Annotated in this window: 10 protein-coding genes; 2 read left to right on the forward strand and 8 right to left on the reverse strand. The window is 47.7% G+C overall.

Features of this window, described 5'->3' with window-relative positions:
- Position 1 precedes the first annotated feature (1 nt).
- The 8 genes from JI741_RS19130 to rplU form a co-directional block, all read right to left on the reverse strand.
- Positions 2 to 1723, reverse strand: coding sequence for a SusD/RagB family nutrient-binding outer membrane lipoprotein (locus JI741_RS19130; protein WP_202012629.1), 1722 nt, complete (start codon positions 1721 to 1723; stop codon positions 2 to 4).
- A gap of 12 nt (positions 1724 to 1735) precedes the next feature.
- Positions 1736 to 4960 (reverse strand): SusC/RagA family TonB-linked outer membrane protein, encoded by a 3225-nt coding sequence (locus JI741_RS19135; protein ID WP_202012632.1) that lies wholly within the window; start codon positions 4958 to 4960, stop codon positions 1736 to 1738.
- Between the two features lie 302 nt (positions 4961 to 5262).
- Complete coding sequence (locus JI741_RS19140; RefSeq protein ID WP_202012634.1) at positions 5263 to 6930, reverse strand: RagB/SusD family nutrient uptake outer membrane protein; 1668 nt, start codon at positions 6928 to 6930, stop codon at positions 5263 to 5265.
- Between the two features lie 15 nt (positions 6931 to 6945).
- Positions 6946 to 10164: a SusC/RagA family TonB-linked outer membrane protein gene (locus JI741_RS19145; RefSeq protein WP_202012637.1), complete on the reverse strand. Its 3219-nt coding sequence runs from the start codon at positions 10162 to 10164 to the stop codon at positions 6946 to 6948.
- A 474-nt stretch (positions 10165 to 10638) separates the two neighbouring features.
- Positions 10639 to 12162, reverse strand: coding sequence for a RagB/SusD family nutrient uptake outer membrane protein (locus JI741_RS19150; RefSeq protein WP_202012639.1), 1524 nt, complete (start codon positions 12160 to 12162; stop codon positions 10639 to 10641).
- Between the two features lie 19 nt (positions 12163 to 12181).
- Positions 12182 to 15337: a SusC/RagA family TonB-linked outer membrane protein gene (locus JI741_RS19155; protein WP_202012641.1), complete on the reverse strand. Its 3156-nt coding sequence runs from the start codon at positions 15335 to 15337 to the stop codon at positions 12182 to 12184.
- 373 nt (positions 15338 to 15710) lie between these two features.
- Positions 15711 to 15974, reverse strand: coding sequence for a 50S ribosomal protein L27 (gene rpmA / locus JI741_RS19160; RefSeq protein ID WP_202012644.1), 264 nt, complete (start codon positions 15972 to 15974; stop codon positions 15711 to 15713).
- 53 nt (positions 15975 to 16027) lie between these two features.
- The gene (gene rplU, locus JI741_RS19165; RefSeq protein ID WP_202012646.1) at positions 16028 to 16336 is read right to left on the reverse strand and encodes a 50S ribosomal protein L21; all 309 of its coding nucleotides are present in this window, start codon (positions 16334 to 16336) and stop codon (positions 16028 to 16030) included.
- 418 nt (positions 16337 to 16754) lie between these two features.
- On the opposite strand from rplU, the gene JI741_RS19170 reads away from it, so the two are divergent.
- A complete protein-coding gene (locus JI741_RS19170) occupies positions 16755 to 17744 on the forward strand; it encodes a ribonucleotide-diphosphate reductase subunit beta (protein ID WP_202012648.1) in 990 nt (329 codons plus the stop codon).
- Between the two features lie 52 nt (positions 17745 to 17796).
- Complete coding sequence (locus JI741_RS19175; RefSeq protein WP_202012650.1) at positions 17797 to 20271, forward strand: ribonucleoside-diphosphate reductase subunit alpha; 2475 nt, start codon at positions 17797 to 17799, stop codon at positions 20269 to 20271.
- Positions 20272 to 20313 lie beyond the last annotated feature (42 nt).

Below are 20313 nucleotides of genomic sequence, written 5' to 3' on the forward strand. Positions count from 1 at the left end.
CTTAGTTAAGGTTATCAGGATTTGCATCCCAGAATACTTTATTGGTTTTGCTGAAGTCCTTCTGAACGGCACTCGCATCACCATTGAGGTTCACAAATACCGAAGGATAAACAAGAGAACGCAACCAAGGTCCTTCGTTAACCTGCAACGATGGCTGCATGTTGTCGGGACCGCTGGTTCTGCGATAGCCATTGTACGCTTCAATGGCGCTACCCCAACATGCTACCCAAAGCTCTCTTCCTACAATACGGGGTTTAGCCGCCGCGTCATCATAGAGATCCATAACCGCATTGATGTATGGAGTTCTGTCTATTTCCAAACTACCAGGAAGTGTCTGATCAATGGATTCCGAAAATCTCTGTACCTGATCAATGGATGCATTAATGGCCACGGTTAGCCACTCTTTTGCCTTCACGTCATTTCCACTGCGCGCCATCAGTTCGGCACGCATATAGTCGAGGAAGAAAGACATGAACATAGGTTCGATACCGGCACCATCTCCACCATCACCTTGCACGGTGGGTCCGAAATAGGTAGTCTTTGAAACAGGTGTGTCGTCAATTCTTCCACCGGCAGGATATGCACCAGCGCAGGTAAGAACTGGGGAATCCGGAGGTGTACCCGATGCATCGCCGTGATCGCGACCATAGAATCCAGGTTCGAACGTGCAGAACACATAGCCACCGTTGGCATAATGTTGAGGAATGGCACCTACCGAGCAGCCAACCGATTTGGGATCTACCTGGTTTGCCCGCGCAATGCTACCAACCTGACGATAGAAGTAGTATCTCCAACGGGGATCCTCCACGCCTTTGCCATTAAAAAGTTCATAGAGATAAGAGTTACATACATAACCACCGGCAGCACCTTCTGTGGACAGGTAATACTGACGATATAGCGGATGGCGCGACACTGGAACTGTGGCGGTACCATACTTATATGTAAAATTCTCTTCGTAGCGATCGATCATATTCACGCCCGTTTTATTCGCTCCTGTTGCCAGGTCAATAAATTGGCCCATCTTGGTTTCTGCTTCGGCCTTGCGAGCAGGGAGGATCGACAAGTTTAACCATGCTTTGAATTCCAGCGTGTTCACCAGCGCTGTCCAGTTGGCACGGCTGCCGCTATAATAAACGTCGCGTGGCGCCTTGAATGTTCCTGTCTTGGCAAGCTCCGCTCTGGCTTCTCCCAAAAGGGTGATCGCGTAGTTATACACCGATTCGCCAGCGTCTGCAGCAGGGTTGAAGTCGCTGAACCCTTGCAGTGCTTTGCTTCTCGGAACATCACCAAAAAGATCAACCAGCGTGATGTAGGTATATGCCTTCAGCGCTTTTGCAATCGCCACGTGAGTTGAATATCCCTTCGATTCAGCAAGGGGAACAAGCGTTTCAATGTTTACCAACACTTTCTGATAGGCCAATGTCCAAAGGTCATCCAGGAATTGCGCCTGATATGCAGTTTGATAGCGATAGCCAGTGTTCATGGCACGCATGCGCATCAACCGGTCAGCACCAACCGTAGTCTTATCAGAGAAAACGGTATTGCCCGATGCAATGCTATAGAAATCAGCAAAGTCAAGTTCAATCGCGTTCAATATCAGATCCGGATCGGCCTGATTCACCGCCACTTCGTTCGGGTTCGCCAAATCGTCGTCCATATTACATGAGAAGGACACGAGCAGCAGAACCGATAGTATTCCAAATGTATTTAATATCTTTTTCATCTTAATTCTAGTTTAGAAGCTGATCTTAAGGTTAACACCATAGCGCTTAGCGGAGGGACCTCCAAGGAAGTCGAAACCTGCACCGTTGTTGGTACCAAAAGCTGTACGATCCAGATCGGCCTTAGCATACTTCGGTGTGTTGAAGGCGCGATACCAAAGGTTGTTTCCAACAAAGGAAATATTCACACCGGTCAACTTAAATCTCGAAATCAGTGACTTGGGTATGCTGTAGCTCAAAGAGATTTCTCTGAAGCGAATGCGTGTGGCATCATAGATACCACGGTCGTTTGCACCCTCACCGATGATGGTGTTTCCAAAGAACACACCCGCTGTAGTCAACGGAATGTCGTTCGGCTTGTAGCCGGTCACATTGCCATCAGCATCCGTCACTTCACGTACGCCGGGCAGAATCAACGGCAGCGAAGGGTCGAAGTCTTCAAGATCCTTTGACACCCCGCGGCCAACCATGGTCTGCGAAGTGTACGAGAAAACCTGTCCACCTTGCACATAATCCCACTGCATACCAAGGGCAATGCCTTTGAATGTCAACGTTGAAATGATGGAACCTTGCCAGTTGGGATTAGGATCGCCGATGATCGCGATTTCATTTCCGATTTTATAAGAGCCGGATTCAGCAACGATCAATTGCCCATCCGGTGTTTTTTCAGTGAAGCTGCCCTTGATCACGTTCAAAGGTTGACCTTCAATCGCAAAGTTACCCAGGTTAGAGAATCCATTTGTGTTTATCTCCTTCGACCCCTCAGGAAGCGATTCTACAATGCTCTTGTTCTTCGTCCAGTTTGCAGTGATGTCCCAGGTCCAATCGGTAGTACGCAGAGGAGTTAGTGTCAAACTAATTTCCCATCCTTTATTAACAATCGTACCCGCGTTGATAAACGTTGATGTATATCCCGTGGCAGGATCCAACGGACGTTGGATGATTTGATCTTTAGCACTTCTGTGGTAATATGAAGCATTCAACTTGATTCGGTTGTCGAACAAATTGGTTTCAGCACCCACTTCAGTTTCTGTCAAAAGTTCAGGCTGCAGGTTGGCGTTTGCCAGGATATTAGACAAGCGAGTGGTTACTACGTTACCAACGCCGTCTACCCTGTTTTGCGCGTTGATCATCAAATAGGGAACCGTTCTGTAGGGTGTTCCAAAGTTAGCCGATGAGCCATAGGCTACGCGGAACTTCAGGAAGTCAAGCGTTTCTGAGGCCATGCTCGGGAAAGCTGCCGTTGGCACAAACGAAACGCTCACACCAGGGTAGAATTTCGAACGCGTTGCTTTCTGTAGATTAGACGACCAGTCATTGCGGCCGCTCACGTTAAAATACAGGTACTCTTTATAGCCTAATGCAAAGTCGAAATACGCTCCCGCGATGGCACTATTTTCCTGTCTGTTCAGGTTTGTTCCGCGGAAATCGCGTGGCTGTGTAGAAGTGAAGTTTCTGTGCTCGATCAAGCCGTATACCACCTGGCCCAAGCTTTCGAGTCCTTCCTGCACATAAGTGTTTTTACGGTAGTTGTAGCCGACAATACCAGTCAAGCTCAACGATTCGCTCAGTTCCTTGTTCATGGTCAACATCGCCGAATGGTCAACCACGGTGCTAAGGCCGGCGGTTGTGCGGTAAGCACCCGGAATCAGGTTCGCATCATACGATGTTGCGCCACCTTTGTTCACATAATATGTCTGACGCTCCGAGTAGGTGTCATATCCCAAACGGTAGGCTGCCGACAACCAATCTGTAATCTGATATTTCAGCGTAGAGCTGGAGAAGAAACGGCTGGTCAAGTTTGTTTGACGAGAGTTGTTCAACACCCAGTAAGGGTTGGAGATACTCTTGTTGTTCCGGTAATATACGTTTGAGTGATCGGCCGGATTTTCCCAAGGCCAGGCGCTCAAGTCGATGTTACGTGGCACGTAGAATATATCCGAAAAAATGGAAGGACCACCCACAGAACTGGATCCTTGACCGGCTCCCGAAGGAGGTGTCTTAAAGTCTGTGCGAACATAGTTGAACGTAGAGCTCAAGCTAAGTTTTTTCGTCAGGTTGGCGTTGATACCCAAACCAAAGTTGTCGCGCTTCAGATCGTTGTATTGAACAAAACCGCTTTCGGCCAAATGGCTGTAGCTGAAGCTCACACTTCCGAAATCTGTTTTTGTACCCAGATTCAATGAGGTGGTAGCCGAAGATCCTTTGCGGAAGAAATCTTTTACGTTGTTGGGAGCAGCGGTAGGAACATAGCCGCCGTTTGTTGATCCCGATTGCGCAAACTCGGGGTGATCAGGAAATACATCTCTCCACTCGTAGTAGGGGTGATTAACGCCGGTAGGCTTGCCGTTGAAGAGGCTTCCCCAGTTACTAAAGAATTCGCCATAGGCACCATCAAAACCGTTTGCCCATTTGTTTTGAAACTCGGGAATGTGAGCCTCTACCACAAAGTAGGATTGCGAAACAGATCCTTCGAACTTATTAAGTCCTTTGGTTGAACCTGTTTTTGTTGTCACGAGAATAACGCCGTTTCTTCCTTGCGATCCATAGAGGGTTGTGGCGCTCAAGCCTCTCAACACGCTAATGGATTCAATGTTGTTGGGATCAATGTCGAGGAAACGAGTGGGAGCAACTTGTCCGTCGCGGAAGTCGCCGTTGATGTCGTTCGCATCGGTGTTGATGGGCACACCGTTCACAACCCAGAGGGGTTGTGTGTTGCCTGTGATAGAGCTGTTTCCGCGGATGTTGATGCGTGTGCCCGAACCGGCCAAACCGGATGAGTTCATGATTTGCAAACCGGGAGTTCTGCCTTGCAATGCGCGACCGATATCAGTCTCAGGCTTGTTTGCCAACGCAGCCGACGAGATGGTAGTCTGAGCATAGCCCAAAGCTTTTTGCTCTCTCTCCACACCTTGCGCCGTAACAACAACTTCTGAAAGTTGTTGCACGTCTGCTTTCATTTGAATGTCGATGGTTGTTCTTCCTCCGACATTTGTCTCTTGTGTCAGGAGGCCAATGAACGAGAATACGAGGTTTGCATCTCCGGATACATTGGTGAGTTTGTAGTTACCTTCGGTGTCGGTAACCGTTCCATTGGTGGTTCCTTTGACCACCACGTTTACTCCTGGCATGGCCGATCCGTCTTCAGCGGACGAGACCTTACCAGTGACCGCGAGCCCTTGCGCAAAGGAATATAGCGCAATAGCTAACGCGAAGCACGTTAGTAGAAACTTCTTCATAGGTTTAGGTTTAGGTTAGATGTTTTTATTCAGGTCCCAAGTTAGGGGAGGTTTTGACAAAAGGAAATACCGCAATTGGTTTTTTTTGCGCCATTTTGATTGGGCTTAGAGTCAAAACGACCCCGATTACTTTGGTTTTTACTGTAGATATCGGCAACCTAAGTTTAAAAAGAGGGGATTGCACACGTTATTTTGAGCCATGCGCTCGGAGTTTGTATGGACTAAGAATCTCCAGGAGCGAAAAAAAAGAGGCCATCCGGGATGGCCTCTTTCTCAAAAAATTACAGAAAAATTAAGAGCTGCTATAATCCCTGAGGATTTTTCACAGGCGCGCTTCCTTCGGCGGGCGGATTGTAGACCAGCTCATTGTCCGGCACATCCCAGTAGTCGAGATAATTGTAGTTGATGGTGGCGTTTGTGCTCACCACACCTTTTGCGTTGACAGCTACAGCTTTTGTTCTGCCGCCACCGACAGCAACATCTTTTATCACACCCCAACGTCTGGCATCGTAGAACGACAATCCTCTGAACGCCATCACCACTCTGCGCTCCCTGCGAAGTTCTTCTTTGGCTTCATCCAAGGTAAGACCCATTCCGGCAACATCGGCGATGCCTGCACCTTGTAGCGTACGGATTTCATCGATCAATGCCAAGCCGCCTTCAATGTCTGACGTGTTAATTTTTGCCTCGGCGCTCATCAACAAATTCTCCTCGTGTGTGCTGGCCAGATACAATTCATATTCGCCAACACTGCGGCTGCTCATCACGATTACGCCGCTCATGTCCTTTCCTCCGTCCAATAATGCGAACCTTGTGTTAAAGGCATTACCTCGTGATGTCTCACCTGTCCAGGGAGCCGCCAGTTGATTGAAGTTATTTGCCAATCGTTTGTCACCGGTCTTAAATTCCTGTATGAGTCTTTCGCTGATTTTATAGGTAATACCATCGGCAGGTCCGCCGGTTGCTTTGGGAGCAATGGCGCCCGAAGTAGCTGAGATAAAGTCGCCGTTGCTGTTTGAACGACCTGTGAATACCATGTCGCTTTCAGCCACACCGTTGCTTGTCAGCGTTAAAATTTCATTCCACTGTGCAGGAGTCATCGTTGCCGAGGGAGTGTTCACCAGGATGTTTCTGGCTTTCATGGTGTTTATGTTCCGGACCCACATGGCAGGAGACGGAACAGCTCCTTTACCAACCTGATTGAAACTCGGGATGAGTTTGCCCATAACGAATCGATAGGTATCATTGTCGCTCATGGCCGTCAGCAATGCTGCAGCCTTGTCAAAATTCGCGTTCGATTCTGCAATGATTTCTTCCTTCGTAACGTATTTGCCGTTGGCCGGTGCGGAAGGCGTGCTGATTTTGGATGAGCTTTTGATCAAACCAGCATAATACGTTGATCCAATTCTTGAATAGGCAAATCCTTTCCACCAATACGCCCACGCCTGAATCGTGCTCTTCTTTATGTCGGCATCGCCTGTGAACGGAATTGTTTCCAAAAATTCAAGTACGGCATTACAGCTGTTGTTCATCGAATACATGTATGCCCACTCATAGAACAACGTGTTCTGCTGAGCATTCGCATTGATGTTGATCTGACGTATCAACGCAATTTGCTTGTTCGGTGCATTGGGGTTCAAAACCTTTGTTCCGTCATCAAAGATCACATACTCGGGACAGCCAATTTGGTTGCCATAAATATTCGCGGCTTCTTCGCCGATCACATCTCCCATCAGTTCATGAAAGCCCATGGCACCAGTCCAAAAATAACCAGGAACGCCATCGTAGTATTTAAGCTCTTTGAATCCGTTCACATAAACGCCGCCTTGTGCCAGCGACAATATCCCGGATTCTGTTGTGGCTTGTCCCACTACCGGCTGGTTCGGGTTTTCGATATCCAGTTGATCTTTGCAGGCAAACGAGATGCCCACAAGTGAAATGGATAGTATATATTTAAATATATGTCTCATACGTTGTTTTGATGTTTAAAATCCAATGTTCAGACCTACTTGATATGACCGATAGTTCGGCATGGTGTTGTGATCCGTTCCACGATCGAACGCCGAGTTTGTCGTGCCTGAGCTTGCCTCAGGATCCATACCCGTGTAGTCCGTGAAAGTCATCAGGTTGCGGCCTGAAAGCACCAGCTGAAGTTTTCTCAGCGCATTGATTTTAAGAACTTTGTTGATATCAACACCTACCGACACGTTTCTCAAGCGAACAAACGACGCATCTTCGTAGAAATAGTCTTTGGTTCCGTTGGCTTGGCGTTGCGCATATACACCTCTGTAGAATGCGGTCCATGCTCCGGTTTCGCCTTCAATAGTGATGGGTTTTTCATAGTCGCTGTGAATACCGTCGCGATACATCCACTCCTTTGTCTGATTGTACAAGTGGCTTCCCTGAACCCAGTCGAATTGAAACGAGAATGTCAGGAAGTTTTTGTAGGACATGTCATTGATGAAAGACATGTTAAACTTTGGATTGGGATCACCAAAGCTGTAAAGCCCTGCCGTGAAATAGGGTTGCTTCGTAGCTTTGCTCACCACGTAGCCGTTGCTGGCCACCGTATAGTTGGCTTGGTCTGCCTCAGGAATAAAGTAATTGCCATCCGGCCCCCTCGCATCAACCTGATGCAACGACAGGCGACCGTACAACTGTCCTATTTTTTCGCCGGGCTTCAGCACATAGTTTGTGCTACCTGCGCTCGACAGCACAATGATTTCCTGGCCGTTGGTGGCTGTGATTTCAGAAGTCTGTTTGCTGAAGTTCGTTGTGAGGTTCCAGGTGAAATTACCGCCCTGATAAATTCCCATGTTCAACGAAGCCTGAAAACCTTTTGACTGCAATGAGAATGCATTGTCACGGAATGTGCCAATACCTTCCGAAGGAGAAACGTTCACATCATAGATCGCATTGTCGGTGCTTCTTTTCCAATAGGTCATCGACAAGCCAACATCGTTCAACCAGCTGGACTGTTGCATAACGCTAAATACGAAATCCATGCCGAGTTCAAATTCTTTCGATACCTCCACATTCAAACCTGGATTTGCTTGAGCAGCGGGAATATAGAATGAGTTTGTGTTGCCCAAGCTTTTTGTTCCGAGTGTTGGATACCGGTCAAAAGGTTTTGGTTGAATACCAGCTTCGCCATAGGCAGCGCGGATTTTAAACTCGGGAACAGCAACGGCCAAACTTCCATCTTTCCAGAAATTGAGTGACGAAACTCTGAAGTAGGCATCACCCCTTGGAAATGTAAAAGGTTTTGATCCTGCTCCAAAAGACGACGAATAGTCACTGCGGAATCCACCCGATACACCTGCCACTTCACCAAACTCAACGCGTTGGTTAACCAAGTAACCATAAGTAAAAAATGGTTCGGAATAATCACCACCATAATATACCGGATCAGTTTTCTGCCGGGTGATATCGGCCGCAGGAACAACAAACGTTGTTGCCTGTGATGCTGTGAAGGGCGAATACGTCGGAAGTCCCAGACCGTAAGTAATATAATGTCTGTAGTTTGTCTTTCTTACGTCATACGACACCTGTGTTGTTGTGATGATCGGAAGGTTGGAATTAAAATCTTCTTTGAAGTCAAAACGGAATGTTGCCGACGCCAGGAAATTCTGGAAGGTCTTGTGAAACGCATAGTTGTCGATTTCACCATTGGCATCGGGCGCAAAGTTCGAAATGTAGTTCTGCCCGTTGGTTTTGATCACGTTGTTGTTTTCGGACTGATTTTTATAGATCGTGATCTGTTCCTGGTGTTGATAGTTCAATCCATACTTCAGATCCAGATCAACAAACTTTGGAAATTTGTAGTTTAAGTTGAAGTTCTGAATAACATCAACCTTATTGTCTTTCACATTTGTGTTGCGTTGGTAGAACAGCGGGTTAAAGTGATTCACACCCACGGCATCACCATAGTAAGCTCCCACTTCGCCATCGGGATCGGTGGCTTCAAAGTTTGCAAACGGACGCGCGTTGTTCACACTGAACATGATATTTCTGTCCAGGCTCTTCAGGGTGTTCTGCGTATACACCAGTTGTGTTATGGTGCGAAAGGTCAATCCTTTGGCCAGCTCCAGACCTATGTTGGAAGAGAAGTTGCTTCTGGACACACCACCGTTTTCGACAATGTTACTTTCCTGTTTGTTGTTGGAAACCGAAAACATGAAATCCACTTTATCTTTCCCGCCAGAGATAGACACGCTGTTGTTGTACGTGTTTGCCGGCTTGAAAAACATCGCGAAATGATCATAGTACTGGAGATTCTTGTCATAGGGCTTATTAAGAACGCTTGTCGTGGTCAAGGGACTATATTGAACGTTCTCACTATACGTCAATGTTTCAGGGCTAAACGCTAGCGGCTTTCCGGATGTACCAATAACGTTGTTCTCTCCATCGGTGGTAAAGGCGTGATATTTTGCTTTGCGTAGATCGCCGATGTTCAGGTACGTGTTGTTCGAGATACTGCTCGAAAAATCGATGTTTATTTTTCCGGTTTTTCCTTTCTTGGTAAACAACTGAATAACCCCATTGGCACCTTGTGCGCCATAGATGGTTGCCGCTGCTGCACCCTGAACCACTTCAATGCGATCAATCGAATTTAAGTCTATTGAGTTAAGGTTTGTGGAGGCAACTTGAATACCATCGATCAGAATGATCGGTGCCGTTCCCCGGTTAATGGTGTTGATCCCGCGCAAAACGATGTTCACATCGGCGCCAGGAGTTCCATTTGTGCTGCTGATTTGAGCACCGGCAATTTTACCGATGAGGGCCTGGTCAACGGATGCACTAGGCGTCGCCGGCAAATCGCGGGCCGAAACGGCTTCCACCGAAATGCCCAGCTTGCGTTTGTCGGTGGCCACACCCACACCGGTCACCACCACTTCAGAAAGCTGTGTGATGTCTAACGACATTTGAATGTCGACGGTGGTTCGGTCGCCGATGGCAACGTCTGCACTTTTTAATCCGATAAAGGAGAAAACGAGTGTTCCTCCGGAGGCGGGTACGGATAGTGAATAATCACCATTTGCATCGGTTACGGCACCGGATGTGGTGCCTTTGATAATCACGTTCACACCGGGCAAGGACGATCCGTCCTCGGCGGATGTTACTTTTCCGGTCACGGTTCGCTCTTGCGCCATTGCAAAAAATGCAAATGCGAGAGCGCACCACGTTAGTAGTAGTCTCTTCATAGGTTTAGGTTTAGGTTATGAATTCCAGACTGAAGGTAGGTTGACACTCTGACAAAGAAAACACCACACAACAGGCCAGTCGACAAGGCCATTCACCTCCGTCCCACAAAACCACCTCAGCACGTCGTTGATTTCGATTGCGGTACCTTCAACTTTTTTTCAGGGAAATGAAAAAAAAATCTCACGCCACGCCAATTTTGGACATTTTTTTTAAAAAACAGGGTCAATTTGTATCCACAGGATGTAAAAATTGAATGAATTCGTAATTCATGGCCCTCAAAAAAAGCCGTCGTACATAAAAAACGCCACATTCATATTCATAGAAGCGGCCCCGTTTTGGTGCAGCTTTTCTTTCAAAGTTTCCGAAGCCTAAGGTATCACCAATGCTACTGAGGAGAGATCACCGGAGCATTTCTCATAAAAAAGCCCCCTGAAATTTTCAGGAGGCTTTCTCTTATTTCTAAATCTTCCAGACTAGTTGTGCGTCAACAATGTGTTCACGTTCAGTTCTGAAGTTGGCATAGGCCAGATATAGTTGGGGTCTGTGGGATTCACGGCAGAGACAGTTCCTTTGCCCGGGATCGGCAAATTCAATCTCAGGCAATCCGAAGAACGCAGGCCTTCGCCCAAAAACTCTGCACGTCTTTCTTTCAACAGCGCGGTGATCATGGCGTCGGCATCGGCAAAGCTTCCAGCAGTGTAGGCAATACCTTTCGAACGGGTTCTTACGGCATTGAATAAATCCAGCGCTTGTGCATCTACGGAATTGGTTGATCTTATCCGGGCCTCTGCCAGGTTAAGCAACACTTCTGCATAACGCATGATCGGAGAGTTGTCGGTATAAGGCGAAGCTGTGGAATACTTGGTTAAGTAATAGGCAGAATCGACTTTCACCTTTGCCGCATTCAGAATGAGCACCTTTACGGTGAGCTTTCTGCGATCGTCAACAACACTCAGGGTAGCCGTGTCGCCAAGGATGCCCTTGCGGTTAAGATAATATTCACCGTTGCCCAACTCCGTTTTTGTAACACCAGCAGACGCGGGCAAATAATAGTAGCCCAGCTGATTTTGTGTTCCTGGAGCATCCAGCGCCGTGAACGGAAAGGAGAAAATGCTTTCTAAAGTAGATGCTGTTGGCGAGAAAGCTCCAGCAAAGCTATCCGACAGTTTGTACACATTGCCGGGAGCCGCAAAAGGAGCTGTGGCAGAAACAATTTTATTTGCTTCAGTGATAACCTTGTCCCATTCTTGCATGGCCAGATACACGCGAGTCTTAAAAGCGATCGCCGCATATTTGTTTGCACGATAGGTGAACGTTGTTGCGGGTGCAGGTGCAGCCAGGTTTTGTTCGGCAAAGTCCAGATCGCTTAAGATTTGTGCGTATACATCTTTCACCGAAGATCTTGCCAGGTCGTTTCCGGTAAAGTCCTGTTCAGCTTTCAAACGCAGGGGCACGCCGTCGTTGCCGCCCAGATTGTTCACATAGGGCTTTGCATACAGTTGAAGCAGATAATAGTAGGTCAACCCTCTCAGGAATCTTGCTTCTGCTTTATACTGTGTTACCGTAGCGGTAGCAAAGGCAGCCGGAAAAACCGGAGGCACAAACTTCGCAGCATTGTCATCAAGACCTTTCAGAAACACGTTGATCTGGTTCACGGCCTGATATGCAGCACGCCAGGTGTTGTTTACCTCGTTGGTAGATTCCACCAGCGTGTGGTTCCAGGTTTGCAAACCCGTTACACCGTTGGTCAGACGGTTGATAAATTCTTCTCCGCGAATATCGCTGTAGATAAGATATCGGCTACCGAGGAAGTCTCCATCTTTCACGGCGTCATACATGCCGTTCACCTGTTGCTCAACACGCGAAGGCGTATCGAAAACGATGGCCGAAGGATAGAGCGTCTCGGGGACTGTGTCAAGCAAGTCGGTCTGACAGGAGAACAAGCCTCCGATCATCACCGTGCAAAAAGTAAGTATAGATAATTTGTTCGTTTTCATGGTCATTAAGAATTATGAATTAAAAACCAATGTTAATACCAACGGTGTAGGTACGTGCCTGACCAACAGAGTTCCGGTCGATACCCGGTGTGGTGTTTGCATTACCGTTTGCCGAGATCTCAGGGTCAATGCCTTTGTAGCCTGTGATCAGGAATGCATTTTGAACCTGTGCATAAATTCTGGCATTAGACATTTTCAATCTGCTCAGAAGGTCGCTGTTCAGCGAGTACCCCAGCGAGAGGTTACGCACTCTCAGAAAATCGCCTTTCTCTATGTTCTCCGAGATGGGGAAAGAAGAACCATTCGATACGTTGTCGGTATACACTACGCGGGGAATTGAACCATTGGTGTGCTCTGGTGTCCAGCGATCGAGCACGTCTGTGCTGTTGTTCCAGAAACGCATGTCGCGCAAACCTGCTTTTGTTCCGTTGTAGATGTAGTTTCCACCCGAGAATTGCAGGAAGATTCCGAGATCAAAATTTTTGTATTTGAATGTGTTGTCAAGTCCGCCATACCACTTCGGCAGTGTGGGGCCATAAACAACGCCATCGGTTCCCTGGCTGGGCGCGCTGGTGGGTGTGCCATCCGAAACTTTTGTCCAACGTGAAGCGGCAGGAGAAGAGTGATCGTATTGCACGCGCGTGCCATCGGCTTTCACAAAAATGCGGCGACCGTTTTCAGGATTAACACCTTCCGTGGGCACAGCCAAAATGCTACCAATCGGCAGACCTACTTGTGTCACGTTTGCTGTTTCCAACGACGATGTTGCCGAGATGATTCTTGACTTATCCGAATCAAGCGACAACACTTTGTTGTTCATGGTTGTGATGTTTGCATTAACAACCCAGGTAAAACTTCCGCGCTCAAGAGCGGTTGCCTTCACACTGAATTCGACACCGCGGTTGCGCATCGCTCCGATGTTTGCATAAAGGTTGTTGCGTTCTGCAGCAATCGTGCTGGGAATACCTTTCGAAGGTGACTGAGGCACCAGCAAAATCAAACCATCGACTTTGTTGTCATACCATACAAACTCACCTTGAATACGATCCTGGAACAATCCGAAATTAAAACCAAGGTCGGTTTTCTTGCTGGTTTCCCACGACAAGTTGGTTGCCGCTACTTGTGTGTAGGCAATGGTATAGGAAGTGCCATACAAAACGGAGTTATACAAATCGAGCGACACAAAATCGTTTATACCCTGATTGTTACCCACAGATCCGTAGCTTCCTTTCAACTTGAAGAAATTGAAGACGCTAGAGAACGAAGCATCTTTCCAGAACGATTCTTCCGACACGTTGTAGCCCACAGAACCGCCATAAAAGTTACCATACTTTTTGCCAGCCGCAAACGCCGAGAAACCATCGCGACGGAAGTTGAAGGTAGCAAAGTATTTCTTCTTGAAGTCGTAGTTCACACGACCGAAATAAGAAACGAGATAGTTTTCACCCTGGAAGTTGTTGTTCGGCACAATGTTCGCAAAGTTGCCCTGGAACGTGTCGAAGAAAATATCAGACGACGTGGTGCGTTGTGCACCCCAGCGGTTGATGTAGGTATATTGTTGCTCGCCCCCAACCAGGAAAGAGAAGTAGTGTGCATCGGCAATGTTAAAATCATATTGCGCTGTGTTTGCCCAGTTCCAGCGTTTGTTGGAACGGTTCGCATTAGAAACAACACCTTTTGCCGTAAAACCATCGCCGCTGACGGGCGATTGATATCCTTTGTCTTCAACAGAGAAATCGCTGATGCTATAGGTCGTTTTCAAATTCAAACCTTTGATCACCTCCCAGTTGGCATACACACTTCCCTGTACTTGAACACCGGTTGAATTAAAATAGTCGTTGTTCAAAATCACAGCAGGGTTATAAAAACCAGACTGTTCGGTGTTGGCCATCTTGCCGATGTTTGCACCATCGAGGCTATACGTTCCGTCGTTCAGGTAGGCAGCAACGTTTGGCGCTGTCACCAAGGGAAGACGTCCCAAGCCACCGGTGTTGAATGCCTGACCGGGGATAGATCCTGTGTTCGGAGCGGAGTTAACACTTTTTGCATACGAGAACGTGGTTCCGATGCGCAGTTTTTCAACCACTTTATGGTCAAGGTTCACACGTGCCACGGTGCGATCGAAGGTGTTGTTCTTCAACATACCTTCTTGTGCAGTGTAGCCTACCGAGGTGAAAAATGTTGTAGCGTCTGTTCCGCCCGAGAAGTTGATGTTGTGCGAGTGCGAGAAGCCCGTTTGATAAACCGCCTTATACCAATCGGTGTCAATCACGTTGCCGTTGGCATCGTTGCTCGGGAAGAAGGCATCGGCCTGCTTGTTATTTCTGCGGGCTTCATTTTTAATGGTCATGTATTGATCGGCATTCAACAGATCGAACAAGCGCACGGGCTTGCTCCATCCTACCCAACCATCATAGTTTATTTTCGATTTGCCTTTTGAGCCACGCTTGGTGGTGATCAACAAAACGCCGGCGCTGGCGCGCGACCCGTAGATGGCGCTGGCCGAAGCGTCTTTCAATACTTCGATGCTCTCAATGTCGTTGGGATTCAGGTTACCCAGCGGGTTGTTGGCTGCCGAGTTTGTAGAGGTTGCCGCGTTGGCCGAGTTGTCGACCGTGAACGATGGCACACCGTCAATAACCACAAGGGGATAAGAGCTGAGGTTGATGGAGTTCACACCACGAATACGGATAACGGGTGCGTTGTTCAACACACCGTTGGGTGTTGTCACGTTCACACCTGCCGCACGACCTTGCAACGCCTGATCAAAACTTTGAACCGGCACTGCCGCTACGGCCGAGCCGTCGATGGAAGCGATAGATCCCGAAATTTCTTTTCTGCTTTGTGTGCCATAGCCCACCACCACAACTTCGCTGAGTTGAGAAATGTCCATGGGAAGTGCCATATCGACAACGCTTCTGTTTCCCACTTCAACTTCTTTCGTCTCCAAACCAATGAAGGTAAACACGAGGGTGCTTCCTTCTGGTACGGAAAGGGTATAAACACCATCGCCGTTTGTAGACGTTCCAATGGTGGTTCCTTTAATGACTACGTTAACACCGGGCAATGTACTTCCGTCCTCGACAGAAGTGACCCGACCTGACACTGTTCGCTCCTGCGCCCAAGCGGATGTGAAAAGGGCACACGAGAAGACAAAGAGTAGAATCTTCCTCATGATAATTTGTTTAGGTTAATGAAATTTATTTGCGCGCAAAATAGGGGAGAAAACGTCAATTTAAAATACCACATTAAGTGGCATTCTTAATATTAACTACTGATTATCGCTTATTGGCGGAATTTTATTCCGAAACACGTAGGAATTGAACGATTTTTACGAATAAACAATGGCTGTTCTAACAGGTAAAAACCTTAAAAAAAACTTAAAATATTGATTGTCAGCCTTGCAATCGGTAACGGGGGAGGATTACCGAAAGGAGAGGATTTTTCTACCTGATTTTTATGTCCTTGGCGTGAAAACCGGATGACCGGAAAACAAAAAAGGCATCGGATTTTTATCCGATGCCTTTTCAAAATATTGTCTTAAAAAATTAAGCCACTGCTACCGGCTCCACCGATACAAATGACTTGCCTTCTCTCTTCTTTTTGAAGACTACCACACCGTTTGTCAGTGCAAAGAGTGTATGATCTTTGCCCATGCCAACGTTTTTGCTGGGGTGGTGTTTTGTGCCGCGCTGGCGAACGATGATGTTGCCGGCAATTACTTTCTGACCGCCAAAAACCTTAATGCCAAGGCGTTTGCTTTCTGATTCGCGGCCGTTCTTTACTTTACCTTCACCTTTTTTGTGTGCCATGGATGAATATCAGTTTATTCGTTATGGTTTGATTTTGTTGTGCAAGCCCGGAATTAACCGATGCTTTCAATTTGCACTTTTGTGAATTGCTGACGGTGGCCGTTCTTCACGACATAGCCTTTGCGTCTTTTTTTCTTGAAGACAATAACTTTATTGCCTTTTACATGCTCCAGTATCTTTCCAGATACGGTAGCGCCATTCACAGTAGGGGCGCCAATATTGATCTGACCACCATTGTCAATCAGGAGAACTTTGTCAAAGCTCACGGATGAGCCTGCGTCGCCTTCTAACTTGGGGGCATAGATATATTGATCTTTGGCCACTTTGAACTGCTTACCGGCAATGTCTACAATTGCGTACATAGCTGCGTTTTGAAAAATTGGACTGCAAAGGTAGAAAAAGAATCCACAAATCAGAACCAGGGTTTCATTTATTTTGCCCATAAGCACCCCTGGAACCCTGAAAATTTTTTTGAAAAAAGTCTCGCCCTGAAATTATCTCGTGGAAGCCCACAACGAGTGGCTTTTAAGGGACTATTTCACAGCGCTTTATCTATCCACAAAGCTTCAACAAGTTATCCACAATCGTTGATTCTGAAGCGCATTCCGTGTTTTGATTTTTAGAACCATTCTAGTTCATTTGTACACTTGACGCTGACCGGGGCGGGTATTCAACTTCCTCTTCAAAGCACAACAAGATTTTAATGGAAAAATGAACGGGTGTTAGCTTTGGCTGGCGCCCTTTTGATATTTTGGTTTAACCCCCTAAAAACACTAGAGCATGACCCAAGGAACCCTCGACGAACCCATCCTGAAGGAGAACAAAGACCGCTTTGTGCTCTTTCCCATCCGCCAACACGACATCTGGAAGTTCTATAAACAGGCCGAAGCCAGCTTCTGGACAGCCGAAGAAATAGACCTTAGTCAGGATCTGCGGGATTGGGTTGCTCTAAATGATGGGGAGCGTCATTTCATCACACACGTGCTGGCTTTCTTCGCCGCCAGCGACGGCATTGTGAATGAAAACCTGGCCGAGCACTTTATCTCCGAGGTTCAATATACAGAAGCGAAATTTTTCTACGGCTTCCAGATCACCATCGAAAATATTCACTCCGAAACCTACTCTTTGCTGATCGACACCTATGTAAAAGATCCCAAAGAAAAGGACAAACTTTTCCACGCCATCGACACCATGGACTGTGTGAAGAAAAAAGCCGACTGGGCACTGCGCTGGATCAGTCAGGGTTCGTTCCAGGAGCGCCTCATCGCGTTTGCCGCGGTAGAAGGCATTTTCTTCTCCGGCTCATTCTGTTCCATCTTCTGGTTGAAAAAACGCGGCCTCATGCCCGGCCTCAGCTTCTCGAACGAACTGATCTCGCGCGACGAAGGTCTGCACTGCGACTTTGCCTGCCATTTGTATACCGACCACGTGGTGAACAAGCTGCCCGAGCAGACCGTGATCGACATTATTAAAGACGCTGTGGAGATCGAAAAAGAATTCGTGACCGATGCACTTCCCGTGAACCTCATTGGCATGAACGCTGTTCAGATGCGTCAGTACATCGAATTTGTTGCCGATCGTTTATTGAATGAGCTGATTGGCAAAAAAGTCTATAATGCTACCAATCCTTTCGATTTTATGGAGATGATTTCGCTGAGAGGCAAAACCAACTTCTTCGAGAAGCGTGTAGCAGAATATCAGAAAGCCGGTGTGATGAAAAGCATGGAAAAAGAAACCACGCCCAAGTTTTCACTGAACGAAGATTTTTAATATATTCAATCACTTTTTAAACTTTCTCTCACCCACAACCCTTATCCCCAAGATGCTAGTATTAAAACGTGACGGACACAGAGAATCAGTCAAATTTGATAAAATCACCGCCCGAATCGAAAAACTCTGTTATGGATTAGACCCCAAGTTCGTCAACCCTGTGGAATTGGCCATGAAGGTGATCAATGGCCTCTATGATGGTGTGTCTACGCAGGAGCTGGATAATCTTGCTGCCGAAATTGCAGCAACGATGACAACCCGGCACCCTGACTTCGCAAAGCTTGCTGCGCGTATTGCCGTTTCGAATCTGCATAAAGTAACCAGTAAGTCGTTCTCGAATACCATGAAACGGCTTTACACATACGTTGATCCGAAGACCGGCGAAAACGCTCCCCTCATCTCCAAAGAAACCTGGAAGATCATTAAGGAGCATGCCGCCGAATTGGATGAAGCGATCCTTTACGACCGCGACTTCGCTTACGACTACTTCGGTTTCAAAACCCTGGAACGTTCTTACCTCATGAAGGTAGACGGAAAAGCCATCGAACGTCCTCAGCATTTGCTGATGCGTGTAGCGGTGGGCATCCACGGTGAAGACATTCCGGCAGCCATTGAAACCTACAACCTGTTGTCGGAAAAATGGTTTACCCATGCCACCCCAACCTTGTTCAACGCCGGCACACCCAAGCCCCAGTTGTCATCGTGCTTCCTCCTCACCATGAAGGACGACAGCATCGACGGCATCTACGACACGTTGAAACAATGCGCCAAGATTTCACAATCTGCCGGCGGCATCGGCCTCAGCATCCACAACGTGCGTGCAAAAGGTTCATACATCAAAGGCACCGGTGGAACTTCGAACGGCATTGTGCCCATGCTGCGAAACTTCGACATGACCGCGCGTTATGTTGATCAGGGCGGCGGAAAACGCAAAGGCAGCTTCGCCATCTATCTCGAACCCTGGCACGCCGACATTTTCGATTTCCTCGACCTGAAGAAAAACCACGGCAAGGAAGAAATGCGCGCACGCGACTTGTTCTTCGCCGTGTGGATTCCCGATCTGTTCATGCAACGTGTAGAGAACAACGAAATGTGGTCGCTGTTCTGCCCTAACGAAGCTCCCGGATTGGCTGAAGTGTACGGAGAAGAGTTTGAACGCCTTTACGAGAAATACGAAAAAGAAGGCAAGTTCCGCAAGCAGATAAAAGCACAGGATCTGTGGTTCGAAATTCTGGAATCACAAATCGAAACCGGAACGCCTTATATTCTTTACAAAGATGCTGCGAACAAAAAGTCGAACCAGAAAAACCTGGGCACGATCAAGTCGAGCAACCTTTGCACCGAAATCATCGAGTACACATCGCCCGACGAAGTGGCCGTGTGTAACCTCGCCTCCATTGCCCTCCCGAAGTTCATTACCGAAGAAGGCAAGTTCGATCATCAGAAGTTGTATGAAATCACCAAGGTGGCCACGCGCAACCTGAACAAGGTGATCGACATCAATTACTACCCTGTCATTGAAGCCCGCAACTCCAACATGCGCCACCGCCCCATCGGGTTGGGTGTGCAAGGTTTGGCCGATGCGTTCATCCTGCTGCGCATGCCGTTCGATTCGGAAGAAGCCCGCAGACTGAACGAAGACATCTTCGAAACCATCTACTTCGGTGCGATGGAAGCTTCGATGGAGTTGTCGAAACAACTTGGCCCTTACGAAACCTTCAAAGGTTCGCCCGTATCCAAAGGCATTTTCCAATTCGACATGTGGGGTGTAACGCCCAAGAGCAATCGTTGGGATTGGGAACGCCTGAAGCGCGATGTGAAACAACACGGTGTACGCAACTCGTTGTTGCTGGCACCGATGCCAACTGCATCCACATCACAAATTCTCGGCAACAACGAATGCTTCGAACCCTATACTTCTAACATCTACACACGCAGAACCCTTTCGGGTGAATTCATTATCGCCAACAAGCATTTGATGAAAGACCTGATGAGCCTGGGCTTGTGGAGCGAGAACATGCGTCAGAAGCTTATCGCAGCAAACGGATCGGTTCAAAACATTCCTGAGATTCCTCAAAACATCAAAGACATCTATAAAACGGTGTGGGAAATTTCTCAAAAGTCAATCATCGATATGTCGGCCGACCGCGGTGCATTCATTTGCCAGTCGCAAAGCCTGAACATACACATCACAAACCCGAACTTCGGCAAACTTACTTCCATGCACTTCTATGCCTGGAAGAAAGGTCTGAAGACCGGCATGTACTACCTGCGTTCGACAGCCGCTGCCGATGCTATCAAGTTCACTCTCGACAAATCTGCAATCCAGGAGCCTTCGTTGAAAGAAGCTGCCGAGGTAACAGCCGAGTTGGTTGCCGAACCTGTGGCCGCCAGCCTGCAAGCTGCAGCCGATGCACATCAGCAAACCATTCGCTACGAAAGCGTATCGGACGACTACGATCAGAAGCGTGCCGACATGGCCTGCTCGCTCGATAATCCCGATGCCTGCGAAGCGTGCGGTAGCTAATGTTTACAAATGGACTAACGTCAAATACCCAATACTTAAAGG

Origin of the sequence: Chryseolinea lacunae, assembly GCF_016735595.1 — a bacterium.
GTDB classification, from domain to species: Bacteria; Bacteroidota; Bacteroidia; order Cytophagales; family Cyclobacteriaceae; genus Chryseolinea; species Chryseolinea lacunae.